The organism is Martinezella paranaensis (assembly GCF_014200235.1).
GTDB classification, from domain to species: Bacteria; Pseudomonadota; Alphaproteobacteria; order Rhizobiales; family Rhizobiaceae; genus Rhizobium; species Rhizobium paranaense.
Window position 1 is genome coordinate 41493 of the sequence record NZ_JACHBI010000004.1, and the last position, 16805, is coordinate 58297.

Here is a 16805-nt window from a genome sequence, read left to right on the forward strand (position 1 = left end):
TTCCCGCACTGTTTCGCTTTGACGATCGGGGCCAGCGCATAGCCCCGAAAGTCGGAATCGATTTCCGGAAAAACTATGCGCCATCAAAAACGTTGCTGCGACCTTACGCGCCCTCCGGGGCGCGGGGGCGCAGCAATGGGAACTCTTTGGCCACGATCGCATTTGATTGTCGGAACAGGAGAGATCCATGAATTCCAGGGCGAATATCGATCTAGCCTCGGCAAGTCCGGTGCGCTTGCCGATGCCAGGGGCGCAGCGGGATACCAGACTGGATGTTCTAAGGGCTTTGGCCCTGATCACGATCTTCATCAATCATGTGCCCGGTCAGTTCCTTGAGCGGCTGACCACCAAGAATTTCGGCTTCTCCGATGGGGCGGAAGCTTTCGTGCTGATCTCTGGCATCTCCGTCGGTCTTGCCTACGGCACGCGGTTCAAGCCCGGCAACCGATTGTCGATCGCCTGGAAAGCGGTCAGGCGCGCCTTCACGCTCTATACGGCGCACATGATCACCACTTTCATCACGCTGGTGCTGTTCATTTCCGGCGCTTGGATATTCCGGCATGCGGGCCTGCTCTGCGAGGTGAACATCCTCGCCGTGCTGATGGATCCCGCCCGCGGCATTGCCGCCCTGCTGCTGCTCGGACACCAGATCGGTTACAACAACATCCTGCCGATGTATGGCGCATTGTTCCTGATGCTGCCGCTGATCATGGTGCTGGAGGCGCGAAGCCCGCTGCTTCTGCTTTCGGTTTCGGCTGGCGTCTGGCTGGTCGCGGGCATCTATCAGATCGCGCCGCACACCATGCTGCTGGACGGCTTCTGGTTCCTCAATCCGCTCTCCTGGCAGTTCCTGTTCGTCATCGGCTTCGTTGCCGTCATGCATGTGAAGCGCGGTGGCCGGATATCCTATAATCCGGTCCTGTTTGCGCTATCGCTCGCCTATGTGATCCTGTCCTTCATCTGGGTCACCGACAAGCTCTGGGTGCTGGGCGATCATCTCGCGGCGTTCGGCCTGCCGACGGTCGTCACCGGTTTCGACAAGACGTTTCTGTCGCTGCCGCGCTTGCTGCATGTGCTGGCGCTTGCCTATCTCATCATCACTCTACCGACCATTTCGCGGCTGCTGCGTCGGTCCGCCGATCATCCGTTGGCAATCCTCGGGCGGCATTCCCTCAGCATCTTCGTTGCGGGCACGATTCTCGCCATGGCCGGCCAGGTGATCCTCTACGTCACCGACAAGGACCCGGCCGTCGGCGGTGCCTATGTCATCGTCGGCCTCGTCGCGCAGTTCGCCTATGCCTATTATCTCGAGCACAAACGGCTGGATGGCGCCAGCCGCCGGCCGCTTTCAACGTCTGTCGCGAGCATTCCGCTGCCGGTGCAAATCGAAAAGCGCCGATAGTCGGCTCTGCGGCCATTTGGTACCACAACGAATAATTTACTGATTTATATCGGTAATTCGATTTGCGACGCTATGTGAACGAAGTGTGACGTGATCTTTCTGCAACGCAATGGCGGCTCATTGCGCTGCAGCAAAGATTCTATTGCTCAAAATCTTGTTGTGCAAAATTGAATTACATACATCCGGTTTGTGAGGGCGCTCGGGGAGTGCCGTCACCCCGGCGCTATACGCGTCCAAACGGACGCGACGCATTCGTGGGGATTGTCAAAACGGGAATGGGGTAGGGACGTCGAATTCTCGGCGCGATCACTCATGCCCAATCGATACTGGATTGGAGTAATCTATGAATATCAGAAGTCTTCTTCTCGGTTCGGCCGCCGCCCTGGCCGCCGTATCGGGGGCGCAGGCGGCTGACGCCATCGTGGCCGCCGAACCGGAACCGCTTCAATATGTTCGCATTTGCGACGCCTATGGCGCCGGCTACTTCTTTATTCCGGGCACCGAAACCTGCCTCAAGATCGGCGGCCGCGTCCGTACCGAAGGCGAGTGGTACGATGCCTACAACGCCAACAGCAGGAACGGTACGCTCTGGCACACCCGCGCCGAGCTCTACATCGACACGGCCAGCGATACCGAATACGGCCCGCTGAAGACCAACACCGTCTACCGTTGGGACTGGCAAGAAGGCGGCAGCACCTCCACCAAGCTGCTGTGGGCCAATATCAGCCTCGCCGGCTTCACCGTCGGTAAGCTCGACTCGCAGTACAATCTCTACATGGGCTATGCCGGCAACGTCATCAACGACGACGTCGTCTATGACGGCCCGAAGGAACTCAACCAGTTCACCTACAAATATGATGCTGGCAACGGCTTCACGGCGGTGATCTCGCTGGAAGATTCCAACTCGTCCGCCGACACCTCCTCCTACGGCGGCGCATGGCGAACCGGCAAGGCCGATCACTATGCTCCCGACGTTGTCGCCGGCGCTGGCTACAAGGCAGGTGCATGGACGCTGCGGGTTATCGGCGGCTATGACAGCATTGTCGAGGAAGGCGCCATCAAGGCGCGTATCGATGCCGATTTCGGTGACTTCAAGGCCTTCCTGATGGGCGGCTGGAACACGGACGGCGACAAGCTCAACAAGTATGCCGGGTCCTACCTCAACAGCAACCGTTCTGCCTGCCCGACCAATGGTGCGGATTGCGGCTGGGGCGACTGGGCCTTCTGGACCGGCGCCAGCTATCAATTGACGCCGAAGCTGCAGGCCAATGCGCAGGTAGCCTATACCGACTCGAAGATCTTTGCCGCCACCGCCAACGTCGCTTGGCGTCCGGTCAAGGACCTGCTGATCGAGCCGGAAGTCTCCTACACAGATTGGGATGCGGCCGACAAGGACCAGTGGGCCGGCGTGCTTCGCTTCGAACGCAAGTTCTGATCTGATCCCGGGTTGACCTTGGTCATAACCAGGTTGACCCGTCACTACCGGTTTGACGTCGGCCGTAACTCCAGCTTGACGCCACTACCGATTTGACCTCCGATCAGAGAAGGAGAAAGGCCCGGTTTTCCCTGCCGGGCCTTTCTTGTTTTTGGGTATGGCCCGGGTATTTGGCAGAGCCCCTCACCCTAGCCCTCTCCCCGCTTGCGGGGAGAGGGGACCAGTTCCGTGTTTGGGGCACGCTCTGTGCCATGGACTAAATGTGCTGACTTTGCTCGGTAAGCTCCCTCTCCCGCATAAGCGGGGAGAGGGTTGGGGTGAGGGGCCAGGCACAAAGCTGCGGCGGTAACGCGCTCGCCTGACAAATGCCGTCTGGCGAAAATTCGGCAACAAAAAAGCCGGGAGAGTATCACTCTCCCGGCTTCGATCTTTAGGCCCCTGCGAAATGCTAGGCGGCTTCGTTTTCCGTTGCGTGTGCCTTGCGGACTTCGTCGTCCGTCAGGATGCCGCTGGCGCGGAGCAGGGCGGCGAAGCGGCCGTTGCTCTGGCTGAGCTCGTTGAAGCTGCCGTTTTCAATGACGCGGCCGTTGTCGAGGAAGAGCACGATATCGGCCTCGCGTACCGTCGACAGGCGGTGAGCGATGATGAAGGTCGTGCGGTTCTGGCGCAGATTGTCGATCGCCGCCTTGACCCGGTTCTCGGTCTCCACGTCGAGCGCGCTGGTCGCCTCGTCGAGCACGAGGATCGGCGCGTCCTTGAGGATGGCGCGGGCAATAGCGATACGCTGGCGCTCGCCGCCGGAGAGCTTGTTGCCGCGTTCGCCGACCCGGGTCTCGTAACCGCTCTCGCGATTCTCGATGAAGTCATTGGCGGCAGCCGCCTCGGCAGCGCGAACCATTTCCTCTTCCGTCGCGCCCTCGCGGCCGAGACGGATGTTGTCGCTGATCGAGCGGTTCAGCAGGCCGGCATCCTGGAAGACGGTGGCAATGTAGCGGCGCAGCGACTTGCGCGTCACCTTGGTGATGTCATTGCCGTCGACGAGGATCTGGCCGTCCTGCGGGTCGAAGACGCGCTGCAGCAGGTTGACCAGCGTCGTCTTGCCGGCGCCGGTCGGGCCGACGATGGCGACCGTCTGACCGGCCTTCACCGTGAAGTTGATGTTGCGCAGGCCCTGCGACGTATTGCCGAAGCCGAAGGACACGTTGCGGAACTCAACCTCGCCCTTGACGTCCTTGATTTCAGCAAGGCCGGCCGGCTCTTCGCGGTCGCGGACGGAATCTTCCAGCGTGTAGAAGTCTTCTAGCTTGGCGCGTGCTTCGAAGATCTGGTTGGCGAAGTTGCGGAGCTGTTCCAGACGGCCGATCAGCACGTTGGCGAAAGCGATGAAGGTGATGAGCGCACCGAGGCTCAGGCTGCCGTCCTGGACGAGCAGCGTACCGATCATCAGGATCGCCATCATCGCGACGGTCGAAGCCGTACGGTTCAGCGCGCCGGCCAGCGCCCACCAGTCGAGAACCGGATACTGGGCGGCGAGCAGTCGTTCGGTGAAGGACTTCAACGCCTTGGTTTCGGCTTCGATACGGTTGTAGCTATGCAGCACCGAGACGTTGCTGATCGAGTCGCTGACGTGCGAGAACACGGTATTGTAATGGCTCTCCACCGAGGTCTGGCCATCCTTCGTCCGGTTCATGACCAGACGGCCGATGATCCAGTAAAAGACGCCGAGCAGGATGAGAACGGCCGACAGGCGCAGGTCCATGGCGATGGCGGTCGGGATCATCACGATGAGAGCGACTGCCGTCGTCAGATGGTTGCGCATGAATTCGAGCCACAGACCGAAGAGGGCTTCGCAAGCGCGCAGCAGCGTGTTCAACGCACTCGCCGTGCCGCGCTGGCTATGCCAGGAGAGCGGCATGGAGATGATGCGGCTGAACGCTTCGGTCAGCAGCGAGGCGCGGCGTCCATGGGCAAGACGATCCGCCTCGCGGGAAACGACGATGAAGGCAACCGCACTGAAGACGGCGAAACCAGCCCACAGCATCATCGTCGGCGCCGCAGCCTGCTTTTTGGCAATGGCGTCGAAGATGCGGCCGAACAGAACCGGCTCGTAAATAGTCGTCATCGCCAATGCGATGTTTGCAATGACAACCATCCAGACGCGATATCGATACGCGCCAAGATACTTCAGGGCTCTTGCATAGACTTTGAACAGCGACACGTCTGGCACCCTCTGTGCATCTGCGAAATACGGAATGCTCGGATGCTACAGATTGGTTCCTGAACCGGCGATTAACGGAATCCTACACTGTTTTTTCAGGCGAATTTTTTGGCGTTTTGCCGGGTGCTGCAGGGGCGTGCAATCGGTTGTCAGGAAAATGCGACAATTTGAGAATAGTTTATATCATGGCATTGTCGGGCGGCGATGTGGTTGCTATTCAGGGTTGATCACAAAATTTTTCGCCAAAGACGTTTAATTTAATTTCGATCCGATTATGTTTGCGCGCCATCAGCCGCCTCGGAGGCTCGCGGGAAATGCGGGCGGCATCTGCTGACGAACGACCAGGCTTTTAGGCCAGGGGGTATATGTGAATATTCATTCCTTAATACAATTGCTTGTGGTCATTGAAGAATGCAAGCTTGCCAAGAATGTCGTGGCGGAACTGGAGCTGGTTCTTAGGTCCTATAAGTTCGATTTCTATGGTCTGCTGAAGCAGCCGCGGCCGAATACGGACCCCATGACGGTGATGCTGGCCGGGCGCTGGCCCGACAAATGGCCCCTCACTTATGTCTCCAAGAAATACCTGCTTGTCGACCCTACCATCCGCTATCTCGGCCGGGCGCAACGGCCTTTTCGCTGGCGCGAAGCCATGTCGGCGCTGAAGGGCGATCCGCTGCGCCGGCGCATGGAGCAGATGATGGCCGATGCCCGCGCCAACGGGCTGATCGATGGCTACATCTTCCCCATCTATGGACGCAGCGGCTTGCTCGGCAGCATGACGATCGGCGGCAACGTGGTCGACCTGTCGCCCGTCGAAATCTCCCTGTTCGAGGCGGTGGCGAAAAAAGCCTTCTGGCGGCTACTGGAGCTGCGCAATGAAGCGCATTCGCTGGAACAGCCGTCTACAATCGACGTCAAGCTGACGCGGCGCGAGACGGAGGTGTTGAATCTTCTGGCAGAAGGCATGACCTCCATGGAGATCAGCCGGATGCTCAAGATCTCCAATCACACGGTCGATTGGTATATGAACAGCATCCAGGATAAGCTGAACGCCAAAAACCGCCAGCATATCGTTGCCATCGCGTTCAGAAACGGACTTATTCCGTAATGGCAACTATTTTGATGTCGGATGTCGCAGGGGAAATTGAACTTCTTGTGACAAGAAGTTAAGAATTCCCTTCGCGGGTGCAGCATGGCCCGCTTTCGGCTTCGTGAGGGAGAGCGCATTGCCCATTTCCAAGATCCTGGTTGCCAACCGTTCCGAGATAGCGATCCGCGTGTTCCGCGCGGCCAATGAGCTCGGCATAAAAACAGTCGCCATCTGGGCCGAGGAAGACAAACTCGCGCTGCATCGTTTCAAAGCGGATGAAAGTTATCAGGTCGGCCGCGGCCCGCATCTGGCCCGCGATCTCGGGCCGATCGAAAGCTATCTGTCGATCGACGAGATCATCCGCGTCGCCAAGTTGTCCGGCGCCGATGCCATCCATCCCGGCTACGGCTTGCTGTCGGAAAGCCCGGAATTCGTCGATGCCTGCGATGCCGCCGGCATCATCTTCATCGGCCCGCGCGCCGATACGATGCGCCAGCTCGGCAACAAGGTGGCAGCCCGCAATCTGGCGATTTCGGTCGGCGTTCCCGTCGTGCCGGCCACCGAGCCGCTGCCGGATGACATGGCGGAGGTTGCCAAGATGGCCGAGGCGATCGGCTATCCGGTCATGCTCAAGGCCTCCTGGGGCGGCGGCGGCCGCGGCATGCGCGTCATCCGCTCCAAGGCCGATCTCGCCAAGGAAGTGACCGAAGCCAAGCGCGAGGCGATGGCCGCTTTCGGCAAGGATGAGGTCTATCTGGAAAAGCTGGTCGAGCGCGCCCGCCATGTCGAAAGCCAGGTGCTGGGCGACACGCACGGCAATGTCGTGCATCTGTTCGAGCGTGACTGTTCGGTTCAGCGCCGCAATCAGAAGGTCGTCGAGCGTGCACCGGCACCCTATCTCACAGAAGCGCAGCGCCAGGAACTCGCCGCCTATTCGCTGAAGATCGCTGAAGCCACGAACTATGTCGGCGCCGGCACCGTCGAATATCTGATGGATGCCGATACCGGCAAATTCTACTTCATCGAAGTCAATCCGCGCATCCAGGTCGAGCATACGGTGACCGAAGTCGTCACCGGCATCGATATCGTCAAGGCGCAGATCCATATCCTCGACGGCTTCGCCATCGGCACGCCGGAATCGGGCGTTCCGAAGCAGGCGGACATCCGCCTCAACGGCCATGCCCTGCAGTGCCGCGTGACGACGGAAGATCCGGAGCATAATTTTATTCCGGATTACGGCCGCATCACCGCCTATCGTTCGGCCTCCGGCTTCGGCATCCGCCTCGACGGCGGCACCTCCTATTCCGGCGCCATCATCACCCGCTATTACGATCCGCTGCTCGTCAAGGTGACGGCATGGGCGCCGAGCCCGTCGGAAGCGATTGCCCGCATGGACCGCGCGCTGCGCGAATTCCGCATCCGCGGCGTCGCCACGAACCTGACCTTCCTCGAAGCGATCATCACCCATCCGAAGTTCAAGGATAACAGCTATACGACGCGCTTCATCGACACGACGCCGGAGCTGTTCCAGCAGGTCAAGCGTCAGGACCGCGCCACCAAGCTTTTGACCTATCTCGCCGACGTCACCGTCAACGGCCATCCGGAAGCCCGCGGCCGGCCGGCGCCGTCGCCGAAGGCGGCCGAGCCGGTATTGCCCTATATCGACGGTAAGGTTCCCGACGGCAGCAAGCAGCGTCTGGATCAGCTCGGCCCGCAGAAATTCGCCGAGTGGATGCGCGGCGAAAAGCGTGTACTGATGACCGACACGACGATGCGCGACGGCCATCAGTCGCTGCTTGCCACCCGCATGCGCACCTTCGACATCGCCCGGGTCGCCGGCACCTATGCGCGCGCTCTGCCGCAGTTGCTGTCGCTGGAATGCTGGGGCGGCGCCACCTTCGACGTCTCCATGCGCTTCCTGACCGAAGATCCGTGGGAGCGCCTGTCGCTGATCCGCGAGGGTGCGCCGAACCTGCTCTTGCAGATGCTGCTGCGCGGCGCCAACGGCGTCGGCTACACCAACTATCCCGACAATGTCGTCAAATATTTTGTCCGCCAGGCGGCCAAGGGCGGCATCGACCTCTTCCGCGTCTTCGACTGCCTGAACTGGGTCGAAAACATGCGCGTGTCGATGGATGCCATTGCCGAGGAGAACAAGCTTTGTGAAGCAGCGATTTGCTACACCGGCGATATCCTCAATTCCGCCCGCCCGAAATACGACCTGAAATATTATACCGATCTCGCCGTCGAGCTGGAAAAGGCGGGCGCCCATATCATCGCGCTGAAGGACATGGCCGGCCTCTTGAAGCCGGCTGCGGCCAAGGTGCTGTTCAAGGCGCTGCGTGAGGCGACCGGCTTGCCGATCCACTTCCACACGCACGACACCTCGGGCATTGCAGCCGCAACCGTACTGGCAGCGGTCGATGCCGGCGTCGATGCGGTCGATGCGGCGATGGATGCGCTCTCCGGCAACACCTCGCAGCCCTGCCTCGGCTCGATCGTCGAAGCGCTCAAGGGCACCGAGCGCGATCCGGGCCTCGATCCCGAATGGATCCGTCGCATCTCCTTCTATTGGGAGGCGGTGCGCCATCAATATGCGGCCTTCGAAAGCGACCTCAAGGGACCGGCCTCGGAAGTTTATCTGCACGAAATGCCGGGCGGCCAGTTCACCAATCTCAAGGAGCAGGCGCGTTCGCTCGGTCTCGAGACCCGCTGGCATCGGGTGGCGCAGGCCTATGCTGATGCCAACCAGATGTTCGGCGACATCGTCAAGGTGACGCCGTCCTCGAAGGTGGTCGGCGACATGGCGCTGATGATGGTGTCCCAGGACCTGACGGTTGCCGATGTCGAAAATCCCGCCAAGGACATCGCCTTCCCGGATTCGGTTGTTTCCATGCTGAAGGGCGATCTCGGCCAGCCGCCGTCCGGATGGCCGGCAGCGCTGCAGAAGAAGGCGCTGAAGGGGGAGAAGCCCTATACGGTCCGCCCCGGCTCGCTGCTTGCCGAAGCCGATCTCGATGCCGAACGCAAGGTCATCGAGACCAAGCTGGAACGCAAGGTCGACGACTTCGAATTCGCCTCCTACCTGATGTATCCGAAGGTCTTCACCGACTATGCGCTGGCCGCCGATACCTATGGTCCGGTGTCGGTCCTGTCGACGCCTGCCTATTTCTACGGTCTGAAGGAAGGCGACGAGCTGTTTGCCGAGATCGAGAAGGGCAAGACGCTCGTCATTGTCAACCAGGCAATGACGGCCACCGATGACAAGGGTATGGTCACCGTGTTCTTCGAACTCAACGGCCAGCCGCGCCGCATCAAGGTGCCGGACCGTGCCCATGGTGCGTCGGGCAGTGCCATCCGCCGCAAGGCCGAAGTCGGCAATGCCGCCCATGTCGGCGCACCGATGCCGGGCGTCATCTCGACGGTTTTCGTCACACCCGGCCAGGAGATCAAGGCCGGCGACGTGTTGGTCTCCATCGAGGCGATGAAGATGGAAACGGCCCTGCATGCGGAGAAAGACGGCACCATCGCCGAAGTCCTCGTCCGCGCCGGCGACCAGATCGACGCCAAGGACCTGCTGGTGGTTTACGGGGCTTGAACGTCCATAGCGAAACAAGGAAGGGGCAGCTCTTTGAGCCTGCCCCTTCTCTGAATGCGGAATTGAAGACGAAATCCCATCGATGACAATCAGTTCTCATCGCTTCGGGCAATATGACGTCATCCTTTTGCGTGACGGCGTCTTCGAAGCGCCAGCGGATGTGTTGATCCATACAGATGGCAGCGTTGCACGGCAGCGCGCCATCGACGCGTGGGGAAAACCGACGCTTCAGGTGGATGTAAACTGTTTCGCCCTGCGGGGCGCCGACGGTATCATTCTCGTGGATACCGGCACCGGGACATCGTGGGGACCTCAATATGGTCACGCGCGATCTGCGCTGCATGAGGTTGGAATCACATCGGACCAGATCCAGCGTATATTGATCACCCATATCCATGGCGACCATGCTCTCGGCTTGCTCGATGGAGATACCCCGTATTTCCCTCATGCCGATGTGTTCGTGCCGGAGAGCGACTTCGCCTTTTTTACCGATCCGGCGGCTCGGCAGGCGACGCCGGAGGCGCGGCGGGGTGGCTTCAAGGCGGCCGAACAGCTCCAGCGCGTATATGGATCGCGGGTGCGGCCGATTCCGGAAGGTCCGGTGTTCCCCAGCATAGAGGCGCGTCTTCTACCGGGCCACACTCCCGGTCACACCGGATATCTGGTTCGTGGCGAGGACAACGCTCTCTTGATCTGGGGCGACACCTTGCACCTACAAGATCTTCAACCCGGTGATCCAAAGATCGGGCTGGTCTTCGATGTCGACCCCGAGATGGCGGCGCAAACTCGCCAAGCAACACTGGAAAATGCTGCCCGCGAAGGATGGATCATCGCCGGTGGCCACATCAGCGGTTTCGGTCGCGTACAGCGGGTCTCCGAGGGCTACCAAATCTTGCCGGTGTGACATACTTGGCCCTTTTCCTGCCCCCTCACCCCACGCGTTCCACGCGACCCATACCGGGGTCGAGCCACGGGTCTCAACCCACCCTTCGGATCCCCGATGGGGCGAGGGTTTTTCCCTCAGATATCGTAGCTGTGCCCCGCATTCAGCGTCGAGATGAACTGCTTCGTGCGCTCCTGTGTGGGGGCGCCGAAGAGGGTGCGGGAGGGGCCGGTTTCGACGATGTTGCCGGCCTCGAGGAAGACGACGCTGGTGGCGATCTTCGAGGCGAGGCGCAGGTCGTGCGTTGCCATCACCATGGTCGTGCCTTCGTTGGCGAGCCGGCCGAGAACGTCGACGACTTCGGCGGCGAGTTCGGGGTCCAGCGCCGAAGTCGGTTCGTCGCAGAGGAGAACGCGGGGCGAGGGGGCAAGCGCACGGGCGATCGCCACGCGCTGCTGCTGCCCGCCCGATAGCGTCGAGGGCCAGGCATCCATCTTGTGCGCCATGCCGACCTTGGTCAAAAGCTCGACGGCGCGGTCGCGCGCCCTTTCGGCCGGCCAGCGCAACACGGTCACCAGACCTTCCATGACGTTTTCGATCGCCGTCTGATGCGGAAAGAGCTGGAAATTCTGGAAGACCATGCCGGTCTGGCGGCGAATTTTCTGGATATCCTGCCAGCCGATCTTCTTGCCCGGCTGAAAGGTGGTCGTTTCCTCGCCGATGCGGATCATGCCGGCCGTTGGGATTTCCAGAAGGTTGATGCAGCGCAGCAGCGTGCTCTTGCCACCGCCTGAAGGGCCGACCAGCGCCGTCACGGTGCCTTCCGGAATGAGCAGGCTGATGTCTCTCAGGATGACATTATCGCCGAAGCGTTTTTCGATGTGCGACAGCTCGATCATGTCTGCGCCTCCAGCGTGCCGCCATAGCGGGCGAAACGGCGTTCGAGAGAGACCTGTAGCATTGACAGGACAGAACTCATGGCAAGATAGATCAGGGCCGCTTCGATATAGAGGATCAGCGGCTCATAGGTCGTTGCCACGATACGCTGTGCTGCCATAAACAGCTCCGGCACGGTGATCGCCGCGGCAAGCGACGTATCCTTGACGAGCGAGATGAAGGTGTTCGACAGCGGCGGCACGGCGACGCGCGCAGCCTGCGGCAGGATGGTGCGGCTCATCGCCTGGCGCCAGCTCATGCCGATGGAATAGGCGGCTTCCCATTGTCCCTTCGGAACGGAGGAGATCACGGCGCGGATGATCTCCGACGTATAGGCGCCGACACTCAGCGTGAAGCCGATCACAGCGGCCGGAAAGGCGTCGAGCAGGATGCCGATGTTCGGCAGGCCGTAGAAGATGACGTAGAGCTGCACCAGCAGCGGCGTGCCGCGGATCACCCAGACGTAGAAGCGTGCAACGGCGACGAGCGGGCGCGGGCCGAAAAGCCGCGTGACGGCGGTGAGCAGGCCGAGCAGCAAGCCGAGAACGAAAGTGATCAGGGTGAGCGGGATGGTGAAGACGAGCCCCGCCCAAAGCAGCGTGCCCAGAGACTCCCACCACAATTGCAACCAGTGCTGCACGAAAAAGCGGCCTTTCAATAAGAGAATGCGTCCGGAAACGGGTCCGGACGCATCTTTTTCACAATTTGGCGTCTATGCCTATTACTTCGAAACGTCCTGGCCGAAGTATTTCTGCGAAATCTTGGCATAGGTGCCGTCGGCCTTGATGTCGGCCAGCGCCTTGTTGATGGCAGCCTGCAGCTCCGGTTCGCCCTTGCGGATGATGGCGGCGGAATAATCGGCATTGGCCTGCTGGGCGACGATCTTCACCGGCGCATCGGGCTTATGCTTCTTGAAATCGAAGAAGGACAGGCTGTCATTGATGGTGGCATCGGCGCGGCCGGTCAGCACGAGCTGGATCGATTGGTCGAAGCCATCCGTGCCGACGAGTTCAGCACCGGACTGCGTGGCGAGCTTGCCGAAATTGCTGGTCAGCGACTGCGCGGCCTTCTTGCCCTTGAGATCGGCGAAGTCCTTGATGTCGCTATTGCTTTCCTTGACGATCAGCACGGCCTTGGAAGCAATATAGGGATCGGAGAAATCATATTTCTGCTTGCGGGCATCGGTAATGCCGACTTCGTTGATGACGGTGTCGTAACGGTTGGCGTCGAGGCCGGCGATCAGGCCGTCCCACTTGCCTTCCAGAAACTGTGCCTTGACGCCGAGCTTGCCGGCGACCGCTTCGGCGATCTCGACATCGAAGCCGACGAGTTTGCCGCTTTCGTCATGATAGGTGAAGGGAGCATAGGTGCCTTCCGTGCCGACCTTCAGGACGCCGGCGGACTGGATCGCCTTCAGGTTATCGCCGGCATGGGCGGGCAGCAGGAACGCAGCCTGAACGAGGGCGGCAGCGGCGACAGTCTTCAACCAGTTCATTGTTTTCTTCCGTTTCTTGATCGGTTCAATCGATGATGAATACATTGCAGAAAATCTAGGGCAGTGAAGCGTAGAAAACTGCAAAAGAAATCGGCAATTGCGAATATTTTTCTCAAAGAAGCCGAAGGCACAAATCGAGTTCGTCTCTGATGGGGATTCCGTTGTCGGCGATCCTTGGAATACTTGGCTTCAGCAACCGCGCTTTGTCGACCGCCCCAGGTCGAACCCGCCGAAGTTCAAAACCTCGGCGTTGGTAAAAGCGGAGAGCATCGAGATTGTCGTTCGTGGTCATGACCCAGAGTGCGGATAGGCCTTGCCGACGCAACTGATCGGCCAGAGCGTCGATCAAGGCCGTTCCCACGCCCTGACCGGGGCGAACAGCATCCAGCGACATCAGTTCCGCCTCATTGCCTTGCATCCGGTAGGTTGCCAATCCCTGGTCAGGATCAACGACGAGAGCCGGCAGATCCAGTAGATCAAAAGTCTCGTCATGAGCGACGACCTTCGTGTCGCCCCATCGTTCCGTGAGGAGCTTGACGATCCAATCCTTGTCTTGGGGTCCAGGTTCGCGCGTCATCATAAGTCCATTCATAACATTGGTTCCACGCCGGATGGAATGAAGCGTCCCGCCGGTGCGAAATGGCCACAAAAGTCGGCCCTATAGGCGCTGCCGCCGGCCTGGAAATTAAGTGCCATATGGCCCTTTCCGCGCTATAATGTCCGGCTGCGATTTAGACGGAAAGGTGAAGTCAATGAAGAGGCTAGCAATCGTTGCCTTGTCGCTCGCGACGACGTTGATGAGCGTCTCGCCGGCCCTGGCGTTTCCGACCATTGTCATTCCGAAGGTCGAGGCGCCGAAGGCGCAGCCGGTGGACTATCATGGCGGTCACGGCGGATACTATCATGGTGGATACGGCGGATATGGCGGGTACTATCATCACCACCATGGCGACAACTGGGGCTGGGCGCTTGGCGGCCTCGCCGCAGGCGCACTAATCGGCGGGCTGCTGGCGCAGCCGAATTACTACGGCTCTGGTTATTATGGCTCTGGCTACTACGACCCAGGCTATTACGGCCCGTCCTACTATGGTTCGGGCTATTACGCGCCGCGGTACTACTACGCACCACGGTACTACCGCCGGGCCTATTATGGTGGCAGTGGGCATGTGCGCTGGTGCTATGCGCGTTATCGGTCCTACAGGGCTTACGACGACACGTTCCAGCCCTCTTACGGTCCGCGACGGCCGTGCGTTGCGCCATACTAGTGATGGCGTAAAACTATCTATCGGAATGGCTGCCGGTGGCGCAGAGCCGCCGGTCGGCCGGATCGTGATTGCCGTCGAGTCGCGCGTATGGCCAACAGAAGCGACAGTGCATAACGAGCCTCAGAAACCGCTATCTGCTCCACCTCAAACGGTTGCTACTCTTCCCTTCATCCGCTCGCTGACGATGATGATCAGGCCGGCGCTGAGGATGAAGGCTGCGCCGACGAAGGTGTTGGCCTTCGGGATATCGCCCCAGATCAGGAAGCCGAGCAGGAAGGCTGAGATGAGCGAGGTATATTCGAACGGCGCCAGCACGGAGACCGGAGCCTGCCGCATGCCTTCGAACAGGGCAAGCTGTCCCGCGCCGGCGATGACGCCGCCGCCGAAAAGCAGCAGCACCTGATAGGCGCTTGGCGTATGCCAATGCAGGATGGCCATGGTGGCGGTCAACAGGATGAAGATGATGTTCGAGACGGCCATCTGGATATGGCTCTTCTCGTGCAGCGCGGTCTTGCGCAGCAGTACCATGCCGGTTGCCCAGAGCACGGCGGCCTGCAGCGCTAGATAGACGGGCCAGGAGATCGACAGGCCGACTGGATTGGAGGCGATCACCACGCCGCAAAAGCCGAGGCCAACCGCCATCCAGCGGACGAAGCTGACCTTCTCGCGGAGCACGAAGGTCGCGAGAATCGTGCCGACGACCGGGGCGGCGTAGTAAAGCGTCGTTACTTCGGCGAGCTGCAGGTAGCGGGCGGCGGAATAGTAGGAAGTCCAGGCGATCACCAGCAATATGCTGCGCACGATCATCGGCTTGATGATCGGCGAGCGGCGGACCTTGCGCACCAGTGCCGGCCCCTCGAAGAGGAAGCAGCCGGCAAGGATGGTGCAACTGCGCCAGAAGAGGATCTGCCAGACCGGAATGTCGGTGACGAGCAGTTTCACCACCGAATCATGGGCAGTGAACAGCATGTAGGCAAACACCGTAAGCAGGATGCCGTAGCTGATGGGGTTTTTCACGGAAGCACCAGGGGAATGGCTCGAAGCAGGCCGGCCGAAAACTCTTTTAAGGCTCAACCGATAGGAGCCTAGTTTTTCGCCGTCAATAGGCCATATGGGCGGGGTAGACCGGGTTCATAATATTATTTGCGGTTGTGACTTCCTTGCCTCCGATTTAACAGGCGGAGACGAAACGTGACCAATGTGAGTCTTTTCGGATATTGAGATTCTAATCGATTTAAATATCCTGCGGCCACCGATTTGGGGGATTTCTTATGGATGATATGACACGATCCGGTAGCTTTCAGGCTCGTAGAAGCGGATTTTTCACAAAATCTCGCGCCGCCGTTTCCCTGCTATTTTTGATGAATGGCTTCACCGTCGGCTGCTGGGCGCCAAAGATTCCGGAGTTCGCCGAGCGGCTGCAACTGACCAAATTCGAACTCGGCCTGATGATCCTGGTCTTCGGCCTGGGGTCGCTGGTAATGATGCCGATGGCGGGTGCGCAGATTGCAGGGCGCGGCTCGAAGATCGTCGTCAAGGCTTTTGCCGTGCTGCTGCTGCCGATGCTGCTCGCCTTGACCGTCACCCAGAATGTCTGGACCGCCGCGATCGCTCTCTTCCTGTTCGGCGGCTTCATCGGCGCCATGGATGTGGCGATGAACGCCAATGCCGTATCGGTGGAGAAATCCATGCATCGGGCGATCATGTCGTCCTGCCATGCCTTCTGGAGCCTCGGTGGTCTCATTGGCTCGGCGATCGGCGGTTTTCTGATCTCGCGCTGGGGCGTGCTCGGCCATGCCGAAGTCTCCACCGCCCTTGCTCTTCTCTTTCTCGCCGTCGCCTGGCCGATGATCCTCGGTGACCAGCCGCATCCGGATGAGGCAAAGCCGAAGGCGCGGTTGCCGATGATCCCGCTGCCCTGGCTGCTTGGCATGATGGCGCTGTTCTGCATGATCCCGGAAGGGGCGGTGCTCGACTGGAGCGCGCTCTATCTCGGCCAGGAAAAGGGCGCATCGGTAACGCTGTCGGGCTTCGGCTTCGCCGCCTTCTCGCTCACCATGGCAACGATGCGTTTTGCCGGTGATTTCGTTCGCGACCGGCTGGGCGCCGTCAAGACGCTGCGTGTCTGCACGGTCTTTGCGATTGTCGGCATGTTGCTCGCGGCGCTGGCGCCGAATGCAGAGCTGGCCATTGTCGGTTTCGCGCTATGCGGCATCGGCATTTCCAACATGGTGCCGATCGCCTTTTCGGCTGCGGGCAATATTCCGGGGCTGCAGCCGGGCATCGGCATCTCCGTCGTCACCACCATGGGCTATTCCGGCATGCTGGTCGCCCCGTCTGCGATCGGCTTTGCTGCCGAACACGTCGGCTTCTCGCCGGTTTTGATGGCGTTGCCGGTCCTGCTGCTTGTCGTGCTGGCGCTGTCGTCCTTGGCGCGTTATGCCGATGGCATCGGCGGCGGCTCGCATTAATTTGGTCGCTTT

General features: G+C 60.2%; 13 protein-coding genes. 7 read left to right on the forward strand and 6 right to left on the reverse strand.

The window, feature by feature from the left end:
* Nucleotides 1-187 precede the first annotated feature (187 nt).
* Nucleotides 188-1402, forward strand: a complete 1215-nt coding sequence (locus GGD50_RS11500; protein WP_107109842.1) for an OpgC family protein — start codon at nucleotides 188-190, stop codon at nucleotides 1400-1402.
* 343 nt (nucleotides 1403-1745) lie between these two features.
* A complete protein-coding gene (locus tag GGD50_RS11505) occupies nucleotides 1746-2837 on the forward strand; it encodes a porin (protein ID WP_107109841.1) in 1092 nt (363 codons plus the stop codon).
* A gap of 448 nt (nucleotides 2838-3285) precedes the next feature.
* Here the strand turns inward: GGD50_RS11505 and GGD50_RS11510 are convergent, their stop codons facing one another.
* Complete coding sequence (locus tag GGD50_RS11510) at nucleotides 3286-5055, reverse strand: glucan ABC transporter ATP-binding protein/ permease (protein ID WP_107109840.1); 1770 nt, start codon at nucleotides 5053-5055, stop codon at nucleotides 3286-3288.
* Nucleotides 5056-5422: 367 nt separating this feature from the next.
* On the opposite strand from GGD50_RS11510, the gene GGD50_RS11515 reads away from it, so the two are divergent.
* The 3 genes from GGD50_RS11515 (at nucleotide 5423) to aidB (ending at nucleotide 10647) form a co-directional block, all read left to right on the forward strand.
* Entirely contained in the window at nucleotides 5423-6163 is a 741-nt protein-coding gene (locus tag GGD50_RS11515; protein ID WP_107109839.1) for a helix-turn-helix transcriptional regulator, read from the forward strand.
* A 118-nt stretch (nucleotides 6164-6281) separates the two neighbouring features.
* Nucleotides 6282-9743, forward strand: a complete 3462-nt coding sequence (gene pyc, locus GGD50_RS11520; RefSeq protein ID WP_107109838.1) for a pyruvate carboxylase — start codon at nucleotides 6282-6284, stop codon at nucleotides 9741-9743.
* An 82-nt stretch (nucleotides 9744-9825) separates the two neighbouring features.
* Nucleotides 9826-10647 carry an AidB family quorum-quenching N-acyl homoserine lactonase gene (gene aidB / locus GGD50_RS11525; RefSeq protein WP_107109837.1) on the forward strand — a complete coding sequence of 274 codons (822 nt, stop codon included), beginning with the start codon at nucleotides 9826-9828 and terminating at the stop codon, nucleotides 10645-10647.
* Between the two features lie 116 nt (nucleotides 10648-10763).
* On the opposite strand, the gene GGD50_RS11530 is transcribed toward aidB, so the two are convergent.
* The 4 genes from GGD50_RS11530 to GGD50_RS11545 form a co-directional block, all read right to left on the reverse strand.
* Nucleotides 10764-11525 (reverse strand): amino acid ABC transporter ATP-binding protein, encoded by a 762-nt coding sequence (locus GGD50_RS11530; RefSeq protein WP_107109836.1) that lies wholly within the window; start codon nucleotides 11523-11525, stop codon nucleotides 10764-10766.
* A complete protein-coding gene (locus tag GGD50_RS11535) occupies nucleotides 11522-12202 on the reverse strand; it encodes an amino acid ABC transporter permease (protein ID WP_107109955.1) in 681 nt (226 codons plus the stop codon). The genes GGD50_RS11530 and GGD50_RS11535 overlap by 4 nt, the downstream gene beginning before the upstream one ends.
* A gap of 81 nt (nucleotides 12203-12283) precedes the next feature.
* Nucleotides 12284-13057 carry an amino acid ABC transporter substrate-binding protein gene (locus GGD50_RS11540; protein WP_107109835.1) on the reverse strand — a complete coding sequence of 258 codons (774 nt, stop codon included), beginning with the start codon at nucleotides 13055-13057 and terminating at the stop codon, nucleotides 12284-12286.
* A gap of 112 nt (nucleotides 13058-13169) precedes the next feature.
* A complete protein-coding gene (locus GGD50_RS11545; protein ID WP_107109834.1) occupies nucleotides 13170-13649 on the reverse strand; it encodes a GNAT family N-acetyltransferase in 480 nt (159 codons plus the stop codon).
* Between the two features lie 160 nt (nucleotides 13650-13809).
* Between GGD50_RS11545 and GGD50_RS11550 the strand changes: the two genes are divergently transcribed.
* On the forward strand, nucleotides 13810-14322 hold the full coding sequence (locus GGD50_RS11550) for a BA14K family protein (RefSeq protein ID WP_107109954.1): 513 nt from the start codon (nucleotides 13810-13812) through the stop codon (nucleotides 14320-14322).
* 144 nt (nucleotides 14323-14466) lie between these two features.
* Here the strand turns inward: GGD50_RS11550 and GGD50_RS11555 are convergent, their stop codons facing one another.
* Complete coding sequence (locus GGD50_RS11555) at nucleotides 14467-15339, reverse strand: DMT family transporter (RefSeq protein WP_107109833.1); 873 nt, start codon at nucleotides 15337-15339, stop codon at nucleotides 14467-14469.
* Between the two features lie 254 nt (nucleotides 15340-15593).
* Here GGD50_RS11555 and GGD50_RS11560 point away from each other — a divergent pair, with 254 nt between their 5' ends.
* Nucleotides 15594-16793, forward strand: coding sequence for an MFS transporter (locus tag GGD50_RS11560; protein WP_107109832.1), 1200 nt, complete (start codon nucleotides 15594-15596; stop codon nucleotides 16791-16793).
* Nucleotides 16794-16805: the final 12 nt, after the last annotated feature.

Coding starts and splice junctions, on each gene's coding strand:
- GGD50_RS11530 (WP_107109836.1), bottom strand. CDS start 11,525: ATGATCGAGCTGTCGCACATCGAAAAACGCTTCGGCGATAATGTCATC.
- GGD50_RS11540 (WP_107109835.1), bottom strand. CDS start 13,057: ATGAACTGGTTGAAGACTGTCGCCGCTGCCGCCCTCGTTCAGGCTGCG.
- aidB (WP_107109837.1), top strand. CDS start 9,826: ATGACAATCAGTTCTCATCGCTTCGGGCAATATGACGTCATCCTTTTG.
- GGD50_RS11550 (WP_107109954.1), top strand. CDS start 13,810: ATGAAGAGGCTAGCAATCGTTGCCTTGTCGCTCGCGACGACGTTGATG.
- GGD50_RS11545 (WP_107109834.1), bottom strand. CDS start 13,649: ATGAATGGACTTATGATGACGCGCGAACCTGGACCCCAAGACAAGGAT.
- GGD50_RS11500 (WP_107109842.1), top strand. CDS start 188: ATGAATTCCAGGGCGAATATCGATCTAGCCTCGGCAAGTCCGGTGCGC.
- GGD50_RS11560 (WP_107109832.1), top strand. CDS start 15,594: ATGGATGATATGACACGATCCGGTAGCTTTCAGGCTCGTAGAAGCGGA.
- GGD50_RS11505 (WP_107109841.1), top strand. CDS start 1,746: ATGAATATCAGAAGTCTTCTTCTCGGTTCGGCCGCCGCCCTGGCCGCC.